This is a genomic window from Dokdonia sp. LLG6352-1 (assembly GCF_045055815.1).
Lineage (GTDB): Bacteria > Bacteroidota > Bacteroidia > Flavobacteriales > Flavobacteriaceae > Dokdonia > Dokdonia donghaensis.
On the sequence record NZ_CP159329.1, the window covers coordinates 633,464 to 650,266 of the forward strand.

The window sequence follows — 16,803 nt, forward strand, 5'->3', positions numbered from 1 at the left end:
AATATGAGTTTAAAAGATAAATTAGTAAGTAACCACATCGTCTTACAAGAAAGTATAGATGCAGACTCGCCTATCTACGGGATACGCAATGAAGCTATCAAAACTTTTGAGGCAGAAGGGTTTCCTACCAAGAAGTTAGAAAACTGGAAATACACCTCACTTAACAGCATTCTTAAAGAAGACTATAACATCTTCCCTAGCAAAGAAGCTGCTCTTGATTTTAAGGATGTAAAGCAGTATTTCTTAAATGATATAGACACCTATAAAATTGTTTTTGTAGATGGTGTTTACAGTTCATACCTCTCTGAAACTACACACGATGGTATAGATGTTTGTACAATGGGTGCAGCGCTTACAAAACCTAAGTACAAGCAAGTAATAGATGTGTACTTTAATAAAATTGCAAAAGGCGAGTCAATGGATGCATTGAACACGGCTTATGCAAAAGATGGTGCATATATCTATATCCCTAAAGGAAAAGTAGCTCAAAAACCTATACAGATAGTACACTTCTCTACTGGAGCAAATGATGCTATGATGTTACAACCACGTAACCTCATTGTAGCCGAAGAAAACTCTGAAGTACAAATTATAGAGCGTCACCAGAGTCTCTCTGAAAAGAAGGTCTTAACAAACGTCGTTACAGAAATTTTTGCAGATAAAAGAGCCCTTGTAGATTACTATAAGATTCAAAATGATAAGCTTGATGCTTCTCTTATAGACACCACAGAAATTGAACAACATAAAGAAAGTATCGTATCTGTACATACATTCTCTCTAGGTGGCAATATCACTCGTAACAATCTTAACTTTTACCAGAAAGGTGAGTATATGGACTCTATCCTTAAAGGTGTTACGATTATAGAAGGAAAACAACACGTAGATCACAACACGCTTGTGCACCACATCACTCCTAACTGTGAGAGTCACCAAGATTACAAAGGCATCTTTGCCGAAAAATCTACAGGTGTCTTTAACGGGAAGGTTGTTGTAGAGAAAGAAGCTCAAAAGACTAATGCATATCAGTCTAATAACAACATCTTACTAGATGACACAGCGACCATAAACTCAAAGCCTCAACTTGAGATCTTTGCAGATGACGTACGTTGTTCTCACGGTTGTACTATTGGACAACTAGATGAAAGCGCATTATTTTATTTACAATCACGTGGTATAGGTGAAAAAGAAGGACGCGCATTACTTATGTATGCCTTTGCAAATACCGTACTTTCTAGTGTTAAGATTCCACAGCTTAAAGCAAGAATTACAAAACTTATTGCAAAAAAAATAGGTGTAAACATCGGTTTTGATCAATAGGATTGATTTCAAATAATTACAAAAGCCGTTACCTAACCGTAACGGCTTTTTTTTATACCCAGAGATAAGCAGCTGTAAGTAATTAAAACACCTCCAGTTTGTATCTTTGTAACAAAGAAAAATGCTATGCTAGACATAAAAAAAATACGTGAAGACTTTCCTATTCTCAAAAGAGAAGTAAATGGAAAACCGCTTATTTATTTTGATAATGCAGCAACCTCACAAACACCACAGGTTGTTATAGACGCCATTGTAGATTACTATGCTAACTATAATGCAAACATACACCGCGGGGTTCACTCGCTCTCGCAAGAAGCCACAGATGCTTATGAGGAAGCACGTATAAAAATCCAGAAGCATTTTAACGCAGCACAGCCTTATGAGATCATACTCACTGCGGGCACAACGCACGCCATAAATCTAGTAGCAAATGGCTTTGCAAGTTTTCTAAAAAAGGGCGAAGAGGTGCTTGTTTCGGCGCTAGAGCATCATAGCAATATTGTACCGTGGCAAATGCTTTGTGAGAAGACGGGCGCTATACTTAAAGTTATACCACAAACGGAAAGTGGAGAACTGGATATGGACGCTTTCGCGAAAGCGTTATCACCACAGCTCAAACTGGTCTTTGTAAATCACGTATCAAACGCATTAGGAACCATAAACCCTATAGACGAAATTATTACCGAAGCTCACAAAGTAGGTGCAGCAGTACTTATAGATGGTGCACAAGCAACACCACACATAAAACCAGATGTACAAGCCCTAGATGCCGACTTTTACGTATGCTCCGCTCACAAAATATGTGGCCCGACGGGTGTAGGCGTGTTATATGGTAAAGAAGAATGGCTTACTAAACTCCCTCCTTATCAAGGCGGTGGTGAGATGATAGACCAGGTGAGTTTTGAAAAAACAACCTATGCAGGTCTACCACATAAATTTGAAGCAGGAACACCTAATATTTGTGGCGGTATTGCTACAGGTGTGGGCCTAGATTATATGAATGGGCTAGGTTTTGATAATATTGCAGCTTATGAAGATGAGCTTCTACAGTATGCCACAAAGCAGCTCCTCGAGATTGAAGGGCTTAAAATTTATGGCACATCTGCACATAAAACTGCGGTAGTTTCTTTTAATGTAGGTGAGATTCACCCTTATGACATTGGCACCATACTTGATAAATTAGGGATAGCAGTGCGCACAGGGCACCATTGTGCTCAACCCATTATGGATTTTTATAAAATACCAGGTACAGTACGTGCCTCATTTTCTTTTTACAACACAAAAGAAGAGATTGATACATTTATAGATGGAGTAAAACGCGCAGTTGCGATGTTATCTTAAAATAAGAATATGAAATTACTACTTCCTTTATTATTGTGCATAGCCGGGGCATTTACTAGTCAGGCTCAATTATCACAAACCGTTATGACCTTTGATGGTGATTTTATCATTACAACCATCGCAGGCGAAGATGTCTCAAAAAATGAGATATCACTCACTATAGATAATAGAAAACGATCAATAAATGGGACTACAGGTTGTAATAACTATATGACAGACTTTGCAAATAAAGGAACCATACTCCAGTTTTCATATATAGCCAGCACAAAGAGAGCTTGCCCGCACGACGATATTGAGCAATTATATTATGATAATCTAAGCGAGGTAACCTCTTTTCTAAAAAGTGGTGATACGATTACCCTTTATCGAGATAGTGAAGCGCTCATAGAAGGAATTTCTAAAAAATCTCTTGTTGATAACGATAAATAGTCATCTAAGTCTACAACCTATAACGCTTGATGATCAAAAGCGGTTATTTGAGTTAATGCAAGAGGTATATCCAGCTGCATACGGGCATTTTTGGAAGGATAACTGCTCTTGGTACTTAAACCATATTTACAGCTTAGAAAGCCTTAAAAAAGATCTTGCTACGCCACAAAGTCACTACCACTTCATACTTTATAATAATGAAACTGTAGGTATTTTTAAGTATGTGTATGATCAAGTATACACGCCACTATCACCGCTAGTAGGCTTAAAACTACATAGACTCTATTTACACCCTTCTGTACAAGGTAAGGGAGTAGGAAGAGATTTAATGCAATATGGAGAGCAGCTCGCTAGAAAGTTAGACTATAAAATAATATGGCTTGATGCAATGCATACACATACCCAAGCTCAACTGTTTTATAAGAAAGCAGGGTATATAAAAACCGAGTTTCAGTTACTTCCTTTTGACTTACTCAAAGATGAACATCGTAAAATGTGGTATATGCACAAAATGCTCTCCTCGCCAAAATGACAGTTAATCTTCTGGGCATTATCTTTGTAAAGTAATAATAGAATACAACACATACAGATATCATAATTATGGCTAGCATACAAGAAATACAAGACGAGATAGTAGATGAGTTTTCTATGTTTGAAGACTGGATGCAGCGTTATGAATATATGATTGATTTAGGCAAATCATTACCACTTATAGATGAAGCATTTAAAACAGAAGACTACATTATAAAGGGGTGCCAAAGCAAGGTATGGGTACACGCCACTATGGAAGATGGTAAAGTGACCTTTACGGCAGATAGCGATGCCATTATTACAAAAGGTATTATTGCGATACTCATACGAGCTTTTTCAAATCAAGCACCGCAAGATATTATAGAGGCAGATACTGCGTTTATAGATGAGATAGGTCTTAAAGAACACCTCTCACCTACTAGAGCAAACGGGCTCGTAAGTATGATAAAGCAGATAAAACTGTATGCCGTAGCATACCAGACGCAACTTAATTAAGAGCTATATTAAGCTTTCGCGAAAGCGTAATAAAATAATTTAAAAACAACCCTGCGCAAGCAGATTATATAAAACATATGGAAATCAATACCGAAGAGCTAGGCGACAAAATTGTACGCGTTCTTAAAACAATATATGATCCAGAAATCCCAGTAGATATTTATGAACTAGGACTTATTTATGATGTTTTTGTAAATGAGGATATGGATACTAAAATCCTTATGACACTCACAACGCCTAACTGTCCCGTAGCAGAAACTTTACCACTAGAGGTAGAAGAAAAGGTAAAGTCACTTAAAGATGTAAAAGACTGTGAGGTTGAGATCACTTTTGACCCACCTTGGACACAAGACCTTATGAGCGAAGAGGCAAAACTAGAGTTAGGAATGCTATAATTACCCAAATATGGCCGAAGAAATTATAAATAGGGTTGCAAATAGCAAGTTAATAACATTTGACCTTGAGGATCTATATCGTCCAGGTAACAGACAGCTTGTAGATATTTCTCAATGGCTAGATCAAGGTTTTATACTGCGCGAGAGTGAGTTTAGAAAAAGCATAAAGGAACACGACTGGAGTCAATATACTAATGCATTTGTAGCGCTACATTGTAGCACAGACGCCATTGTTCCAGCTTGGGCATATATGCTTGTAACCACTCATATGCAAGGCATTGCAAAAAAAGTAATTACAGGTGACTTAGCATTACTAGAGACCATATTATACACAGAAATTATACAAGGTATAGATGTGACTCCTTATGAGAATCTACCTGTTATTGTAAAAGGGTGTTCTAACAAACCCGTTCCAGAAAACGCCTATTTACTACTCATAGAAAAATTACAGCCCGTTGCTCGTAGTTTAATGTTTGGCGAGGCCTGCTCCTCTGTACCTCTATATAAGAAGGCCAAATAGCCATTGTTGAAAAATACGGATAGGCTCCGTATATTAGACTGCTTAATCCCTAAGAAGTTTTACTAATGCAACGCACACTCCTACTCTTTTTATTTTTATGCAGTACCATAGCACTTGGTCAGAAAAGTGACAAAAAGAAAGACTCACTTCCAGATGGCTGGAAAAGCAAAGGTCTTATGGAGTTGCTATTTAGTCAGAGTGCATTTAACAATGACTGGCAAGGCGGAGGAACTTCAAATGTAGCTGGAAACTTTAATGTTAATTGGGACCTCAATTACAAGCGAAATAAACTAACGTGGGATTCAAAGCTTACCGCAATACTAGGGCTTGCCGCTACAAAAGATCAAGTATATGTTAGAAAAACTACAGACAGGCTAGAACTTAATAGCTTAGTAGGTAGCCGTATTGAAAACTCTAAATGGTACTACTCGGGACTATTTAATTTTAGAACACAAATGGCACCTGGTTATGAGTTTTTTGACAGACAAGTGCTTAATGAAGCCGGTGAGGTCACAGAGACCGTGCAAGATCGTAAACTAATTACGACTACTTTCTCTCCTGCCTACTTACAACTAGGACCTGGTTTTTTATGGAAGGAGAGTAACGATTTTAAAGTAAACCTAGCTCCTGCAACGGCTCGATTTATATTTGTTAACTCTAGATTTACTAATGTAGACGAAACAGATCCTGCTGCGATAGCAGCCTACGAGCCATTTTTTGGAGTAGAAGCAAATGAAAATGTTCGTTTCGAGCTGGGGGCATCTGTGAGTGCTTATCATAAAGAAGAATTTTTTGAAAATATTGTTTTCGAAAACACGCTTAATTTATATGCAGACTACCTAGAAAACACAAAAAATGTAGATATAGACTACACACTTAATGTAGCTATGCAGGTAAATAAATATATAACCACAAATCTTGCTGTGCAGCTCATTTATGACGAAAATGCAATAAGTGGTTTACAAGTAAGGGAAGTGCTAGGCGTAGGCCTCAGATATGCCTTTATTGAATGGAAGTCTTAAATAGCTTCAAGGTTTTTATAAAATCACCATAGCCACCACGATAAAAACCACATTTACTCGACAAAAGGAGCTGTATTCGTAAAAATATCTGAATAATCTGCTAGTTTTTTATTAGTTATATATTTGTAATACAAAACTTAACTATAAATAATTATGAAAAGACTTATTGTATTAGGAGCCGCTATGTTCCTCGCAATCAGCTTACAAGCACAAACTGAAGAAGAGCTTAAAGCACAACAATCACCTAAAAAAGCAGAAATTGCAAAATTACAAGGAGAAGTTGACGCTCTACAAGCTCAGATAGATGCCCTACCGGGATGGAAGTACGGTGCTTTTGGAACTATAGGAGGTAATTTTTCTAAATTTAGCGATTGGTATTCTCAAGGAACACCTAACGTATCATCAGGTAACATAGGGATAACTGGAAATGTGTTTGCTAACAAAATGGATGCAAAATACTTCTGGAGAAATAGCCTTAATGTAAACTTAGGTTGGGTAAAGTTTGATAATGAAGATGATCCTACAGATGATGATAGCTTTAGAGAAGCTACAGATGTTTTTAATGTATCATCACTTTACGGTTACAAAGTAACTGAAAAACTAGCTGTATCTGCTTTAGGTGAGTACAGAACAACTATTTTAAACAACTTTAATGATCCTGGATACCTTGATCTAGGTGTAGGTGCTACTTGGACTCCTATTACAAATCTCGTAGTAGTTGTACACCCACTTAACTACAACTTTGTATTTTCTGATAATGATGCAGTCTTTGAATCTTCTTTAGGTGCAAAAATCGTTGCAGATTACACACGTCAGATTGGAAAAATAGCTTTTAAGTCTAACTTATCTGCCTTTGCAAGCTACAAATCTTCAGACCTTTCTAACTTCACTTGGATTAACTCATTTAACTACAAATTATTCAACCAGATAGGTGTAGGATTTGAGTTTGGTCTTAGAGGAAACAAACAAGAAAACCTTGCATTCCAACAAGGACTATTTGATGCTCAAGTACTACCTGTAGGAGAAGCACCAACTTTTGACAACATAGATTCTCAAATACAATCGTACTACCTATTAGGTCTTACATACGCATTTTAGAGAACACCACCTTTATTAAAGATTTAAAGCGAGTCCTAATGGACTCGCTTTTTTTATGTCTCAACTCGAAGATAAAATTTACACAACATCTTAAAATAAAAAAACCAGCCTAAAAGGCTGGTTTTTGTCGGGGTAGCAAGATTCGAACTTGCGACCTCCTCGTCCCAAACGAGGCGCGATAACCGGGCTACGCTATACCCCGAGCGTTTATCGGGGTGCAAATATACTAAACTCTAATAGATAACCACAAACTTTATCACATATAATTACAGTTATTCTATTCTTTTATAACTCTCACCTTCTGTAGGGTTGCCATCTTCATCCATCTGTCGTTGCTGGTAGCTATTTGCACCTAATAAAAGTTCAAATCTAAATACCCGTGTAGTGTCTACAATCTTCATCATAGGCCCAGAGGCATACTCTAGCCGTTCTTCCAGTATACCATCTTTTACCACATAGGTACCATAGCCAAACCACTCATTTGTATCTGCAGGATCATTACGTGTCCACATCACGCGACCCTTACTATACATCTTGACTTGCCTATAGCCATTTTGGTTAGGTAGTGTCTCAGAGATCATACCGTTCTCATACATCTGCTGGTTTTCTAGCTCCCAGACACCCTCTAGTGTAAAGGTATCTTCATTATTTAATAATCCATCACCTGTAAAAAGTGTAGCACCCATCACATAAAAGCAAACTAAAAATAAGGTCTTCATAATTGTAGGGTTTAAGTTAAAAATTTGACTTACAATACTTTAAGATACAAATTTTTTCAATCAATTGAGGTAACACATTTTTAAAATCACTATATCGCTACGCCAGTGGTTTTAGTATATTTACCCCTCACATACGGGTAGTAGCTTAGTCCGGTTAAAGTGCTGGTCTGGGGGACCAGAGATCGGAGGTTCGAATCCTCTCTACCCGACTAAAACCACTAGCATCCTAGTGGTTTTTTATTTTTTTCTTAATGATTATATATACGCTTTCGCGAAAGCGTTATGACCACCACACCCATTATCTCAGTCTTTTTTAAGATATTTAAAGAGTGAAAACAAAACAGCGCCTAGATAGAGCTTACAAGCAAGCAAAAGAAATAGCATTTTCTAACGAGGACAAGCTCATTTTCTTTTCTGATTGTCACAGGGGAGACAAGAGTTTTGCAGATGACTTTGCTCGTAATGAAAATATCTATTACCACGCACTTAAGCACTACTATAATGAGGGATTTACCTATTGTGAGCTAGGTGATGGAGATGAGCTCTGGGAGAATAGTTCTTTTGAGAGCATACTACGCGCTCATAAAAATGTGTACCGTCTTTTACAAAAATTTCATTTTGAAAATAGGCTTCATTTAGTATGGGGAAATCACGATATGGTATACAGGGATAAAAATTACGTAAAAAAGCATCTAAGCACGTATTTTGACCCTAAAGACGGTCGTGAAGAGGTGTTGTTTAAAGATCTTGAATATCACGAGGCCATTGTATTAAAACATAAAGAAAGTCACCAAGAGCTCTTTTTATGTCACGGGCATCAAGCAGACTGGATGAATTATCACGGCTGGCGCTTTAATAGATTTCTAGTACGTGTGCTCTGGAAGCCATTACAGATTTTTGGTATTTCTGACCCCACAAGTCCGGCAAAAAATTATAAGGAACTTATTAAAGTAGAGCGCCGTATAAAAAAATGGATCATAGAAAATAATAACCTTCTCACCATTGTAGGTCATACGCATAGACCACGTTTTCCTGAGCCTGGCGACATTGCATTTTTTAACGACGGGAGCTGTGTACACCCCAGAAGTATTACCGGTTTAGAAATTGAGAATGGTGCAATATCACTTATTAAGTGGCACATAGCGACCTCAGAGAGTGGTACTTTACAAGTAGTAAGGGAGCTACTAGAAGGTCCTACCGCACTACACGCCTATCAAGCATAAAGGCAAATAAAAAGCGCTACTATTTTAAGATTCTGGCGCAAGACGTACCTGTAAACCCTCCATCTCTGGTGAGATATGAAGCTGGCACCCTAGTCTACTATTATCTTCTACGTAAAAAGCTTCGGCGAGCATTGCGTCTTCATCATCACTCATCTCGGGAAGCTCGTGATCACTCTCTACATAACACTGGCAAGAAGCACACATAGCCATACCACCACATACCCCTATTGTGCCTTCTGGAGCAAGCTCATATGAACGTACAATCTCCATAAGATTCATATTCATATCTGTAGGAGCATCTATAGCGTGAGATACTCCGTCACGGTCTATTATAGTTATCTTAATATCTGCTGGCATAGCTTTTATTTACCTCTTACTTTGAGCTTACTCAATAGCTTTTACAACCGCTTTTGGCGCTTCTTTTTTAGTTCCATCAAAACCTGTTACACCACCCACTGTGGTATACTTCATCACATAACGCTTGTCTGGAAATATGCGCTGGTAAGCACTCTGGCACATAAGCGTAGCTTCGTGAAAACCACAGAGTATAAGTTTAAGCTTACCTGGGTATGTGTTTACATCACCTATGGCATAAATACCAGGTATGTTGGTTTGGTAATCGAGCGTGTTATCTACCTTGATGGCGTTTTTCTCTATCTCAAGACCCCAGTCTGCAATAGGTCCCAGTTTAGGCGCTAGCCCAAACAAAGGTATAAAGTGATCACAATCCTTAGTAAACACTTCTGCACCTTGTTTTATAGAGACACCGCTTACAGCGCCCTCACCTATCACCTCAACAACCTCTGCTGGAGTGATAAGTTTTATTTTACCTTGGTTTTTGAGGTCTTGTACTTTTTCTACGCTATCTAGCGCACCTCTAAACTCGTTGCGACGGTGTACAAGTGTCACTTCACTCGCCACATCTGCAAGGAAGATACTCCAGTCAAGAGCACTATCACCTCCACCAGCAATAACCACATTCTTATCACGGTATAACTCTGGATCGCGTATGATGTACTCTACTCCTTTGTCCTCGTAGCTAGCTATATTTGAAATAGGAGGTTTACGAGGCTCAAAACTCCCTAAACCTCCTGCAATTGCAACCACAGGCGCGTGGTGTTTTGTCCCTTTATTAGTCGTTACTATAAAGCTACCGTCTTCTTGTTTATCTATAGTTTGTGCACGTTCTCCAAGTGTAAATCCAGGTTGGAAAGGCTCGATTTGTTTCATCAAGTTATCTACAAGATCACCAGCAAGTACTTCTGGGAAAGCTGGAATGTCATAGATAGGTTTTTTAGGATATATCTCTGCACACTGTCCTCCCGGTTGTGGTAGGGCATCTATAAGATGGCACTTTAACTTTAATAATCCTGCTTCAAAAACGGTAAAAAGACCTGTAGGCCCCGCACCTATTATAAGAATATCTGTTTTAATCATTTACTTATCTATTTACGCTTTCGCGAAAGCGTACTACGCAACAACATTTATCACTTGCTCAATTTGCGGAGCGTGTTTTTTTATGGTCATCTCAACACCGCTCTTTAAGGTCATTTGATTAACGGAGCAACCTACGCAAGCGCCTTGCAGCTGCACGCGCACCACCTTATCATCATCTATCCCGAGAAGGCTTATATCACCTCCATCACTCTGTAAAAAAGGACGAATCTCCTCAAGAGCATCCTCTACTTTTTGTGTTAACTCTGCTGTGCTCATACTTAATTCTTTACGGCAGAACATCCTGCCATTGTGGTAATCTTAATTGCTTCGGTAGCTGGTAGGTCTGTGTTACGACGCACAGTCTCCTCAACAACATTTTTTGTCAAGTTATCAAACGCTTCCATAGTAGGCGTGTTAGCCTGTAATGCTGCTGGACGTCCTACGTCTCCTGCCTCACGAATACTTTGTACTAATGGAATCTCACCTAGTAAACGTACATCTAAATCTTCGGCGAGGTTTTTTGCACCTTCTTTACCAAAGATGTAATATTTATTATCTGGCAACTCATCTGGTGTGAAGTAGGCCATATTTTCTACAATTCCTAAAACAGGAACATTAATACTCTCTTGCTTAAACATTGCCACACCCTTCTTTGCATCTGCAAGTGCTACGTTTTGTGGTGTACTTACTACTACAGCTCCCGTGATAGGTAATGACTGCATTATACTTAAATGTATATCACCCGTACCAGGAGGTAAGTCTAAAAGCAAGAAATCTAGCTCTCCCCAGGCTGCGTCAAAAATCATCTGGTTAAGTGCCTTTGCTGCCATAGGTCCTCTCCATATAACTGCTTGATCTGGCTTTGTGAAAAATCCTATCGAGAGTACTTTTACTCCGTAGCTTTCTATAGGTTTCATTTTAGACTTTCCGTCTACATTTACAGAGAGTGGTCTCTCATTTGCCACATCAAACATAATAGGCACAGATGGCCCATAAATATCTGCATCAAGAATACCTACTTTAAAGCCCATTTTTGCGAGTGTCACTGCAATGTTAGACGTAACGGTAGATTTACCTACTCCCCCTTTACCAGAGGCTACAGCTACGATGTTTTTTATACCAGGTATCGCTTTACCTTTAATTTCAACTTTATCTTCCTTTGCGGGAGCAGTAACTTTTACATTTACCTTTACTTGTGCTTTATCAAAAACCTTATCGTGTATGGTTTTCATAATATCAACCTCTGCTTTTTTACGAGCTTGTAGTGTAGGGTTTTTTATAGTGATATCTACAATTACCTCATCGCCAAATGTTAGCACATTAGTAACTGCGCCACTATCTACCATATTTTCTCCAGCGCCAGGAGCAGTAATAGTTTTTAAAGCCTCGAGAATATCTTTCTTTTGTAATTTCATCTTTTAATAAGCAATTCAAAATCAGCCTTTAATTAGACTAATTCTAAATGCAAAGATACAACTGCAAAGGGGTAAATACCAATACTTCAATTTTCAAAATGTTTGACAATTTCAAAAAGAAAACAACACACACATTTCTTAGAACATTCTGAGCTTTATAGAGCGCCAGCAATCGCTATTTTAGAGTTCAATTACGGGATCCCAAAAGTGTTTTTTAAAATCAACAACCTTATCATCCTTGATTACTACACCTTCATTTTCAAGCAATTGTTGCATTAAGTTAGTTTGCGGGAAATGGTGTTTACCAGTAAGCAGCCCTACTCTATTTACGACTCTATGTGCTGGCACTTCTGGATGGTTACTAGCACCATTCATAGCCCAGCCCACCATACGACTACTGCGTGCAGCTCCAAGATACTTTGCAATCGCTCCATAACTCGTCACTCTACCATAAGGAATTAAAGCAGCTACGGCATACACCTTTTGAAAAAAGTTTTCTGTCTCTGGTGCGTAATTCATTCAAAGTAGATAGTGCGCACCAGCGTGATTAACATTAATATGACCATAAGGCCAGCCATAAAATAATTTGAGAATCGTGTAAAAGAAGTTTCTCTGTTTTGAATACGAGCAAAGAAGAGCACGTAAAGATATAATGCACTAAAAGTACCTACGGCAGCTGCTACTACAAAAATCACAATAGCCACAATATCATACTCTACTTTGCCGCTCACATTAAGAGCCGCTCCCAGCGCACAGAAATAAGGAATAGGTAGCACATTAAGTGCAGAGATAGCCATCCCTTTACCTAAGCTTTTTAAACCTCTATTTTTTGATATTTTTACCTTAGGGACTTTACTTTGCTTTGCTTTCACAAAGAAAAATATGGCCATTATCAAGAAAATAACAAGACCTGTGCGCAATAGCATACTCTGTACGTATGGATTTCCAAAAATATAGCGTGCAAGCAATACGGCTATAAGTGCCTGAAAAACTACAACAAAAGAAGCCCCAAGAGCCACTATGAGCCCGTTGTTACGGCCTCGCTCTACGCAGGTTTTTGCCACAGACATATTGATTAGTCCAGGAGGTATTACTCCGGCTAGCGCTGCAAAATAGGTTATTAAAAAAAGTTTGGTTGTCTCCAAGGGTGCCCGTTACTTGACTCTAAATTTAATATAAGTAATTGGTTTTCCCTGTTCTAGATATTGTTTTTCATAAAAAGTTTGAATCCCGACAACCTCTTCTGGCGAGTATTCATTTTTATACACATTATGATTTGCTTCTAAAATCTCGTGACCCTCACCGTGTAATAATCCCAGTGTGTAACCGTGCATAAACTCTGAGTCTGTCTTAAGATTTACACAACCTCCCTCCTTCAAAACATTCTTATATTTTTGGAGGAATTCGGTATTTGTCATTCGGTGTTTTGTGCGCTTGTACTTAATTTGAGGGTCTGGAAAGGTAATCCATATCTCATCTATTTCCGCTTTCGCGAAAGCGTACTCTATAAGCTCTATTTGCGTGCGCATAAAACCTACATTGTCAAGATTATCTTCTAGAGCAGTTTTTGCTCCTCGCCAAAATCGAGCACCCTTGATGTCTATACCTATAAAATTCTTGTCTGGATACTTCTCTGCAAGACCTACAGAATACTCACCTTTACCACAACCTAGCTCTACGACGATAGGGTTATCATTTTTGAAAAAATCCGAATTCCACTTACCTTTAAGAGGAAAAGTTCCATCTACCAGTTCTTCTCTAGACGGTTGTACAACATTTGAGAATGTCTCATTCTCACGGAATCTCTTAAGCTTATTTTTACTTCCCACAGGTATATTTAATGTTTTGGTAAAATTAAGGAAACTTTTACTACGGCTAAGAGATAGATATTTGCAATGTGAAAAGAAATAAGCACATACTAGTTGCTCCTCTTAACTGGGGATTAGGACACGCTACGCGCTGTATCCCGATTATTAATGCGCTTTTATCGCAAAATTACAAGGTTACCATAGCAAGTGATGGTGATGCGCTTAGATTACTTAAAAAAGAGTTTCCTAAACTTTCTTTTGTATCACTACCCTCTTATAAGATTGAATATGCAGAAAAGGGTAAAAACTTTAAACGCAAGCTTATATCAAATTTACCATCAATACGTAAAAGTATACGTAGTGAACATAAAGAGCTCGAAAAACTCATTCCTGCATTAAATATAGATGGAGTTATCTCAGATAACCGTCTTGGACTATATACAAATCAAGTGCCTTGTGTGATCATAAGCCACCAGTTACAGGTGCTAAGTGGCAGTACTACAAAGATCTCTACAGCAATACATAAAAAGTATATAGAGCGTTTTAATGAGTGCTGGGTGCCAGACTTTGATGGCACTTTTAACCTAAGTGGCATATTAGGTCATCCTGATAAAAATCTATCAATCCCTACCCGTTATATAGGGCCATTGAGTAGAATGAAGTCAAAACCTGAAGAAATAAAATACACAGCAACAGCTGTACTTTCTGGTCCAGAGCCACAGCGCACTATGCTAGAAGAAATTATCACAAAGAACTTTAAAAAACTTAATGGACAGTTTTTAATTGTACGTGGTAAACCTGAAGAAGAAAAAACCATCACTCAAACTAAACCTAATATCAAAGTAATTAATTTTCTCACTACAAGGGAACTTGAAAAGGTGATTAATCAAAGTGGGTATATCATAGCAAGATCTGGTTATACGACTATTATGGACCTAGCCGTGATGAAGAAAAAAGCTTTTTTTATTCCTACACCAGGGCAGTCTGAACAAGAGTATCTTGCGGCCTTATTAAAAGAGAATAAAATTACTCCCTTTGCCGTGCAGGATGAATTTAAAACCAAAGATTTATCAAAAATGTCTGTTTATCCCGGATTTGAACAGGCTATTGAGTCTAGTTGCTTACTCGATAACTTCGGCCTTTTCGAGCGTAAAAGAGAATTCAGACCCCACACCAAATTCGCTTTCAACATAAACTTTCTCCTCGTGCGCCTCAATGATATGTTTAACAATAGAGAGCCCCAGACCTGATCCTCCTACTCTGCGATTACGAGACTTATCTACTCTATAAAATCGCTCAAAGAGTCGTGGTAAATGATCTGGCTCAATACCTTCTCCATTATCTGTAATTCGTATAAGTAATTTGTTTTGAATCAAATCTTGTATACTTACCTCTGTTGTTCCATTTTCATTACCATACTTAATAGAATTACCTATTAAGTTTGTGAGTAACTGCTGTATGCGCTCTTGATCTGCATTTACCATAACCTCCTTTGCATAAGAATCATCAAAAGCAAGGGTTATATTGCGCTTTGCAGCTTCCATTTCTAGCATCTCAAAGGTGGCATAAATGAGTTTTACTAGATCAAAGTACTCATAGTTTATATTAAGATCACCCACCTCGAGCTTAGTAATCATATCAAGGTCATTTACGAGATAGATCAAGCGGTCTACACCTTTTTCTGCCCTTGAGAGGTATTTTTTTCTAACAGATTTATCTTTTATAGCGCCGTCTAGTAAGGTGAGTATATATCCTTGTACGGTAAACAAAGGCGTTTTTAGCTCGTGAGCCACATTACCTAAAAAGTTACGGCGATATTCCTCTTGGACTCTTAAAGATTCTATTTCTATTTTTTTACTCTTAGCATAACGCTCTACTTCTTCAGAAAGAGAGGCCATATCTGTAGTAATATTATCTGCTGTGAGGCTTACATCTTCTAAGAGCTTTACGTTATCATAAATCTCTCTTACCTTTTTAAAAATAAATAGTTGAGTTCTAAAGTGTATGAGTAAAAATGAAAGTATATAACACCCCAGCACTCCAAGACCCACAAGCCACCATACAGGCTCACTGTCTTGAATAAACTCAAGTAGTATAATAAGGAGTGCAAATAGCACCGTAATATAAGCTGCCGTGATGAGTGCAAATGAGTACGGCTGTTTTACATCTGAGGCCATTAGATCACAAATTTATAACCTACACCTTTTACAGTTTTAAACGATTCATCTCCTATTTTTTCTCTAAGCTTACGTATATGTACGTCTATGGTGCGTCCTCCTACCACAACTTCAAGACCCCATACTTTATCAAGTATATCTTCTCTTGTAAAAACCTTCCCAGGCTTTGAAGTAAGTAATGATAGTAGCTCAAACTCTTTACGAGGCAAAGAAAGTTCTTCTTTACCTTTAAAAACTTTGTACTCTTCTCTATTGATAATAAGTTTACCCACCTTAGTTATCTGAGAAGGCGCTTCTTCATTTTTAAATCTGCGCAGCAAAGCCTTTACCTTGCTTAAAAGCACCTTAGGCTTAATAGGCTTAGTAATATAATCATCTGCACCTGCGTCAAAGCCCGCAACCTGTGAGTAATCTTCTCCTCGAGCCGTAAAAAATGTGATGATTGTTTGCTCCAGGTCTTTATTAGAACGTATAATCTCACAAGCCTCTATACCATCCATCTCTGGCATCATCACATCTAATATGATGAGGTGCGGCTGATGCTTTTTTGCAAGTTTTACAGCCTCAAGACCGTTAGACCCTGTAATTACTTGATATCCTTCGTTTGATAAATTATACCCGACGATTTCTAAAATATCCGGTTCATCGTCTACTAGTAAAATTTTAAGGTCCTTTTTTTTCATTGTAATTACGGTTATATCGTATGGTAAATATACGTTGTTTTGAAGTTTTTGTTGTCACTAGAATTAGCTTGCAAAATATATTGTAATTATTTGAACCATATTAACATTGCGTTAAATCTTACGCTTTCGCGAAAGCGTTATCAATTATCACCTTCAATTTTATCTAAATTTATGGTCTAATCTAATCATTAAA

Annotated in this window: 20 protein-coding genes, 2 tRNA genes and 1 pseudogene; 12 read left to right on the top strand and 11 right to left on the bottom strand. The window is 38.0% G+C overall.

The window, feature by feature from the left end; all coding sequences use genetic code 11:
- The first annotated feature begins 3 nt into the window (after positions 1-3).
- From sufD to ABVM49_RS02905, 9 genes are all read left to right on the top strand, one after another.
- Complete coding sequence (sufD, locus tag ABVM49_RS02865) at positions 4-1,317, top strand: Fe-S cluster assembly protein SufD (protein WP_405202946.1); 1,314 nt, start codon at positions 4-6, stop codon at positions 1,315-1,317.
- 126 nt (positions 1,318-1,443) lie between these two features.
- Positions 1,444-2,658: an aminotransferase class V-fold PLP-dependent enzyme gene (locus ABVM49_RS02870; RefSeq protein ID WP_405202947.1), complete on the top strand. Its 1,215-nt coding sequence runs from the start codon at positions 1,444-1,446 to the stop codon at positions 2,656-2,658.
- Positions 2,659-2,667: 9 nt separating this feature from the next.
- Positions 2,668-3,087, top strand: a complete 420-nt coding sequence (locus ABVM49_RS02875; RefSeq protein ID WP_405202948.1) for an META domain-containing protein — start codon at positions 2,668-2,670, stop codon at positions 3,085-3,087.
- The gene (locus tag ABVM49_RS02880) at positions 3,071-3,619 is read left to right on the top strand and encodes a GNAT family N-acetyltransferase (RefSeq protein ID WP_405202949.1); all 549 of its coding nucleotides are present in this window, start codon (positions 3,071-3,073) and stop codon (positions 3,617-3,619) included. Before ABVM49_RS02875 ends, ABVM49_RS02880 begins: the two co-directional genes overlap by 17 nt.
- Before the next feature lie 68 nt (positions 3,620-3,687).
- Positions 3,688-4,113, top strand: coding sequence for a SufE family protein (locus tag ABVM49_RS02885; protein WP_375253584.1), 426 nt, complete (start codon positions 3,688-3,690; stop codon positions 4,111-4,113).
- Positions 4,114-4,190: 77 nt separating this feature from the next.
- Positions 4,191-4,508 (top strand): DUF59 domain-containing protein, encoded by a 318-nt coding sequence (locus tag ABVM49_RS02890; RefSeq protein WP_035327034.1) that lies wholly within the window; start codon positions 4,191-4,193, stop codon positions 4,506-4,508.
- Between the two features lie 10 nt (positions 4,509-4,518).
- Positions 4,519-5,028, top strand: a complete 510-nt coding sequence (locus ABVM49_RS02895) for a DUF2480 family protein (protein WP_038598916.1) — start codon at positions 4,519-4,521, stop codon at positions 5,026-5,028.
- A 65-nt stretch (positions 5,029-5,093) separates the two neighbouring features.
- Complete coding sequence (locus tag ABVM49_RS02900) at positions 5,094-6,050, top strand: DUF3078 domain-containing protein (protein ID WP_405202951.1); 957 nt, start codon at positions 5,094-5,096, stop codon at positions 6,048-6,050.
- 153 nt (positions 6,051-6,203) lie between these two features.
- Positions 6,204-7,148 (top strand): DUF3078 domain-containing protein, encoded by a 945-nt coding sequence (locus ABVM49_RS02905; protein ID WP_405202952.1) that lies wholly within the window; start codon positions 6,204-6,206, stop codon positions 7,146-7,148.
- Positions 7,149-7,275: 127 nt separating this feature from the next.
- On the opposite strand, the gene ABVM49_RS02910 is transcribed toward ABVM49_RS02905, so the two are convergent.
- Both ABVM49_RS02910 and ABVM49_RS02915 read right to left on the bottom strand, forming a co-directional pair.
- Positions 7,276-7,350, bottom strand: a tRNA-Pro gene (locus tag ABVM49_RS02910).
- 70 nt (positions 7,351-7,420) lie between these two features.
- Complete coding sequence (locus tag ABVM49_RS02915) at positions 7,421-7,867, bottom strand: hypothetical protein (protein WP_375252318.1); 447 nt, start codon at positions 7,865-7,867, stop codon at positions 7,421-7,423.
- Between the two features lie 134 nt (positions 7,868-8,001).
- Between ABVM49_RS02915 and ABVM49_RS02920 the strand changes: the two genes are divergently transcribed.
- Both ABVM49_RS02920 and ABVM49_RS02925 read left to right on the top strand, forming a co-directional pair.
- Positions 8,002-8,076 (top strand) — tRNA-Pro (locus ABVM49_RS02920).
- Positions 8,077-8,196: 120 nt separating this feature from the next.
- On the top strand, positions 8,197-9,090 hold the full coding sequence (locus ABVM49_RS02925) for a serine/threonine protein phosphatase (protein ID WP_405202953.1): 894 nt from the start codon (positions 8,197-8,199) through the stop codon (positions 9,088-9,090).
- 24 nt (positions 9,091-9,114) lie between these two features.
- Here ABVM49_RS02925 and ABVM49_RS02930 read toward each other — a convergent pair whose 3' ends face one another.
- From ABVM49_RS02930 to trmB, 7 genes are all read right to left on the bottom strand, one after another.
- Positions 9,115-9,447, bottom strand: a complete 333-nt coding sequence (locus ABVM49_RS02930; RefSeq protein WP_405202954.1) for a ferredoxin — start codon at positions 9,445-9,447, stop codon at positions 9,115-9,117.
- 27 nt (positions 9,448-9,474) lie between these two features.
- Entirely contained in the window at positions 9,475-10,527 is a 1,053-nt protein-coding gene (locus ABVM49_RS02935) for an NAD(P)/FAD-dependent oxidoreductase (RefSeq protein WP_299147731.1), read from the bottom strand.
- Between the two features lie 33 nt (positions 10,528-10,560).
- Positions 10,561-10,803: a NifU family protein gene (locus ABVM49_RS02940; RefSeq protein ID WP_405202956.1), complete on the bottom strand. Its 243-nt coding sequence runs from the start codon at positions 10,801-10,803 to the stop codon at positions 10,561-10,563.
- A 2-nt stretch (positions 10,804-10,805) separates the two neighbouring features.
- The gene (locus ABVM49_RS02945; RefSeq protein ID WP_405202957.1) at positions 10,806-11,942 is read right to left on the bottom strand and encodes a P-loop NTPase; all 1,137 of its coding nucleotides are present in this window, start codon (positions 11,940-11,942) and stop codon (positions 10,806-10,808) included.
- 180 nt (positions 11,943-12,122) lie between these two features.
- Positions 12,123-12,461, bottom strand: coding sequence for an MGMT family protein (locus ABVM49_RS02950; RefSeq protein ID WP_038598891.1), 339 nt, complete (start codon positions 12,459-12,461; stop codon positions 12,123-12,125).
- Positions 12,458-13,087: a LysE family translocator gene (locus ABVM49_RS02955; RefSeq protein ID WP_375252313.1), complete on the bottom strand. Its 630-nt coding sequence runs from the start codon at positions 13,085-13,087 to the stop codon at positions 12,458-12,460. The genes ABVM49_RS02950 and ABVM49_RS02955 overlap by 4 nt, the downstream gene beginning before the upstream one ends.
- Positions 13,088-13,096: 9 nt before the next feature.
- A complete protein-coding gene (trmB, locus tag ABVM49_RS02960) occupies positions 13,097-13,771 on the bottom strand; it encodes a tRNA (guanosine(46)-N7)-methyltransferase TrmB (protein ID WP_035327006.1) in 675 nt (224 codons plus the stop codon).
- 707 nt (positions 13,772-14,478) lie between these two features.
- Between trmB and ABVM49_RS02965 the strand changes: the two are divergent.
- Positions 14,479-14,766: pseudogene (locus tag ABVM49_RS02965) on the top strand (glycosyltransferase); the annotation flags it as partial.
- A gap of 105 nt (positions 14,767-14,871) precedes the next feature.
- Here the strand turns inward: ABVM49_RS02965 and ABVM49_RS02970 are convergent.
- Positions 14,872-15,927, bottom strand: coding sequence for a cell wall metabolism sensor histidine kinase WalK (locus ABVM49_RS02970; RefSeq protein WP_038598886.1), 1,056 nt, complete (start codon positions 15,925-15,927; stop codon positions 14,872-14,874).
- Positions 15,927-16,610 (bottom strand): response regulator transcription factor, encoded by a 684-nt coding sequence (locus ABVM49_RS02975; RefSeq protein ID WP_038598883.1) that lies wholly within the window; start codon positions 16,608-16,610, stop codon positions 15,927-15,929. The genes ABVM49_RS02970 and ABVM49_RS02975 overlap by 1 nt, the downstream gene beginning before the upstream one ends.
- Positions 16,611-16,803 lie beyond the last annotated feature (193 nt).

Excerpts from the sequence above, each read along its gene's own strand:
- ABVM49_RS02970 (WP_038598886.1), bottom strand. The coding sequence starts at position 15,927 with ATGGCCTCAGATGTAAAACAGCCGTACTCATTTGCACTCATCACGGCA.
- ABVM49_RS02975 (WP_038598883.1), bottom strand. The coding sequence starts at position 16,610 with ATGAAAAAAAAGGACCTTAAAATTTTACTAGTAGACGATGAACCGGAT.
- ABVM49_RS02945 (WP_405202957.1), bottom strand. The coding sequence starts at position 11,942 with ATGAAATTACAAAAGAAAGATATTCTCGAGGCTTTAAAAACTATTACT.
- ABVM49_RS02930 (WP_405202954.1), bottom strand. The coding sequence starts at position 9,447 with ATGCCAGCAGATATTAAGATAACTATAATAGACCGTGACGGAGTATCT.
- ABVM49_RS02875 (WP_405202948.1), top strand. The coding sequence starts at position 2,668 with ATGAAATTACTACTTCCTTTATTATTGTGCATAGCCGGGGCATTTACT.
- ABVM49_RS02915 (WP_375252318.1), bottom strand. The coding sequence starts at position 7,867 with ATGAAGACCTTATTTTTAGTTTGCTTTTATGTGATGGGTGCTACACTT.
- sufD (WP_405202946.1), top strand. The coding sequence starts at position 4 with ATGAGTTTAAAAGATAAATTAGTAAGTAACCACATCGTCTTACAAGAA.
- ABVM49_RS02895 (WP_038598916.1), top strand. The coding sequence starts at position 4,519 with ATGGCCGAAGAAATTATAAATAGGGTTGCAAATAGCAAGTTAATAACA.
- ABVM49_RS02885 (WP_375253584.1), top strand. The coding sequence starts at position 3,688 with ATGGCTAGCATACAAGAAATACAAGACGAGATAGTAGATGAGTTTTCT.
- ABVM49_RS02890 (WP_035327034.1), top strand. The coding sequence starts at position 4,191 with ATGGAAATCAATACCGAAGAGCTAGGCGACAAAATTGTACGCGTTCTT.
- ABVM49_RS02935 (WP_299147731.1), bottom strand. The coding sequence starts at position 10,527 with ATGATTAAAACAGATATTCTTATAATAGGTGCGGGGCCTACAGGTCTT.
- ABVM49_RS02905 (WP_405202952.1), top strand. The coding sequence starts at position 6,204 with ATGAAAAGACTTATTGTATTAGGAGCCGCTATGTTCCTCGCAATCAGC.
- ABVM49_RS02900 (WP_405202951.1), top strand. The coding sequence starts at position 5,094 with ATGCAACGCACACTCCTACTCTTTTTATTTTTATGCAGTACCATAGCA.
- ABVM49_RS02870 (WP_405202947.1), top strand. The coding sequence starts at position 1,444 with ATGCTAGACATAAAAAAAATACGTGAAGACTTTCCTATTCTCAAAAGA.
- ABVM49_RS02950 (WP_038598891.1), bottom strand. The coding sequence starts at position 12,461 with ATGAATTACGCACCAGAGACAGAAAACTTTTTTCAAAAGGTGTATGCC.
- ABVM49_RS02940 (WP_405202956.1), bottom strand. The coding sequence starts at position 10,803 with ATGAGCACAGCAGAGTTAACACAAAAAGTAGAGGATGCTCTTGAGGAG.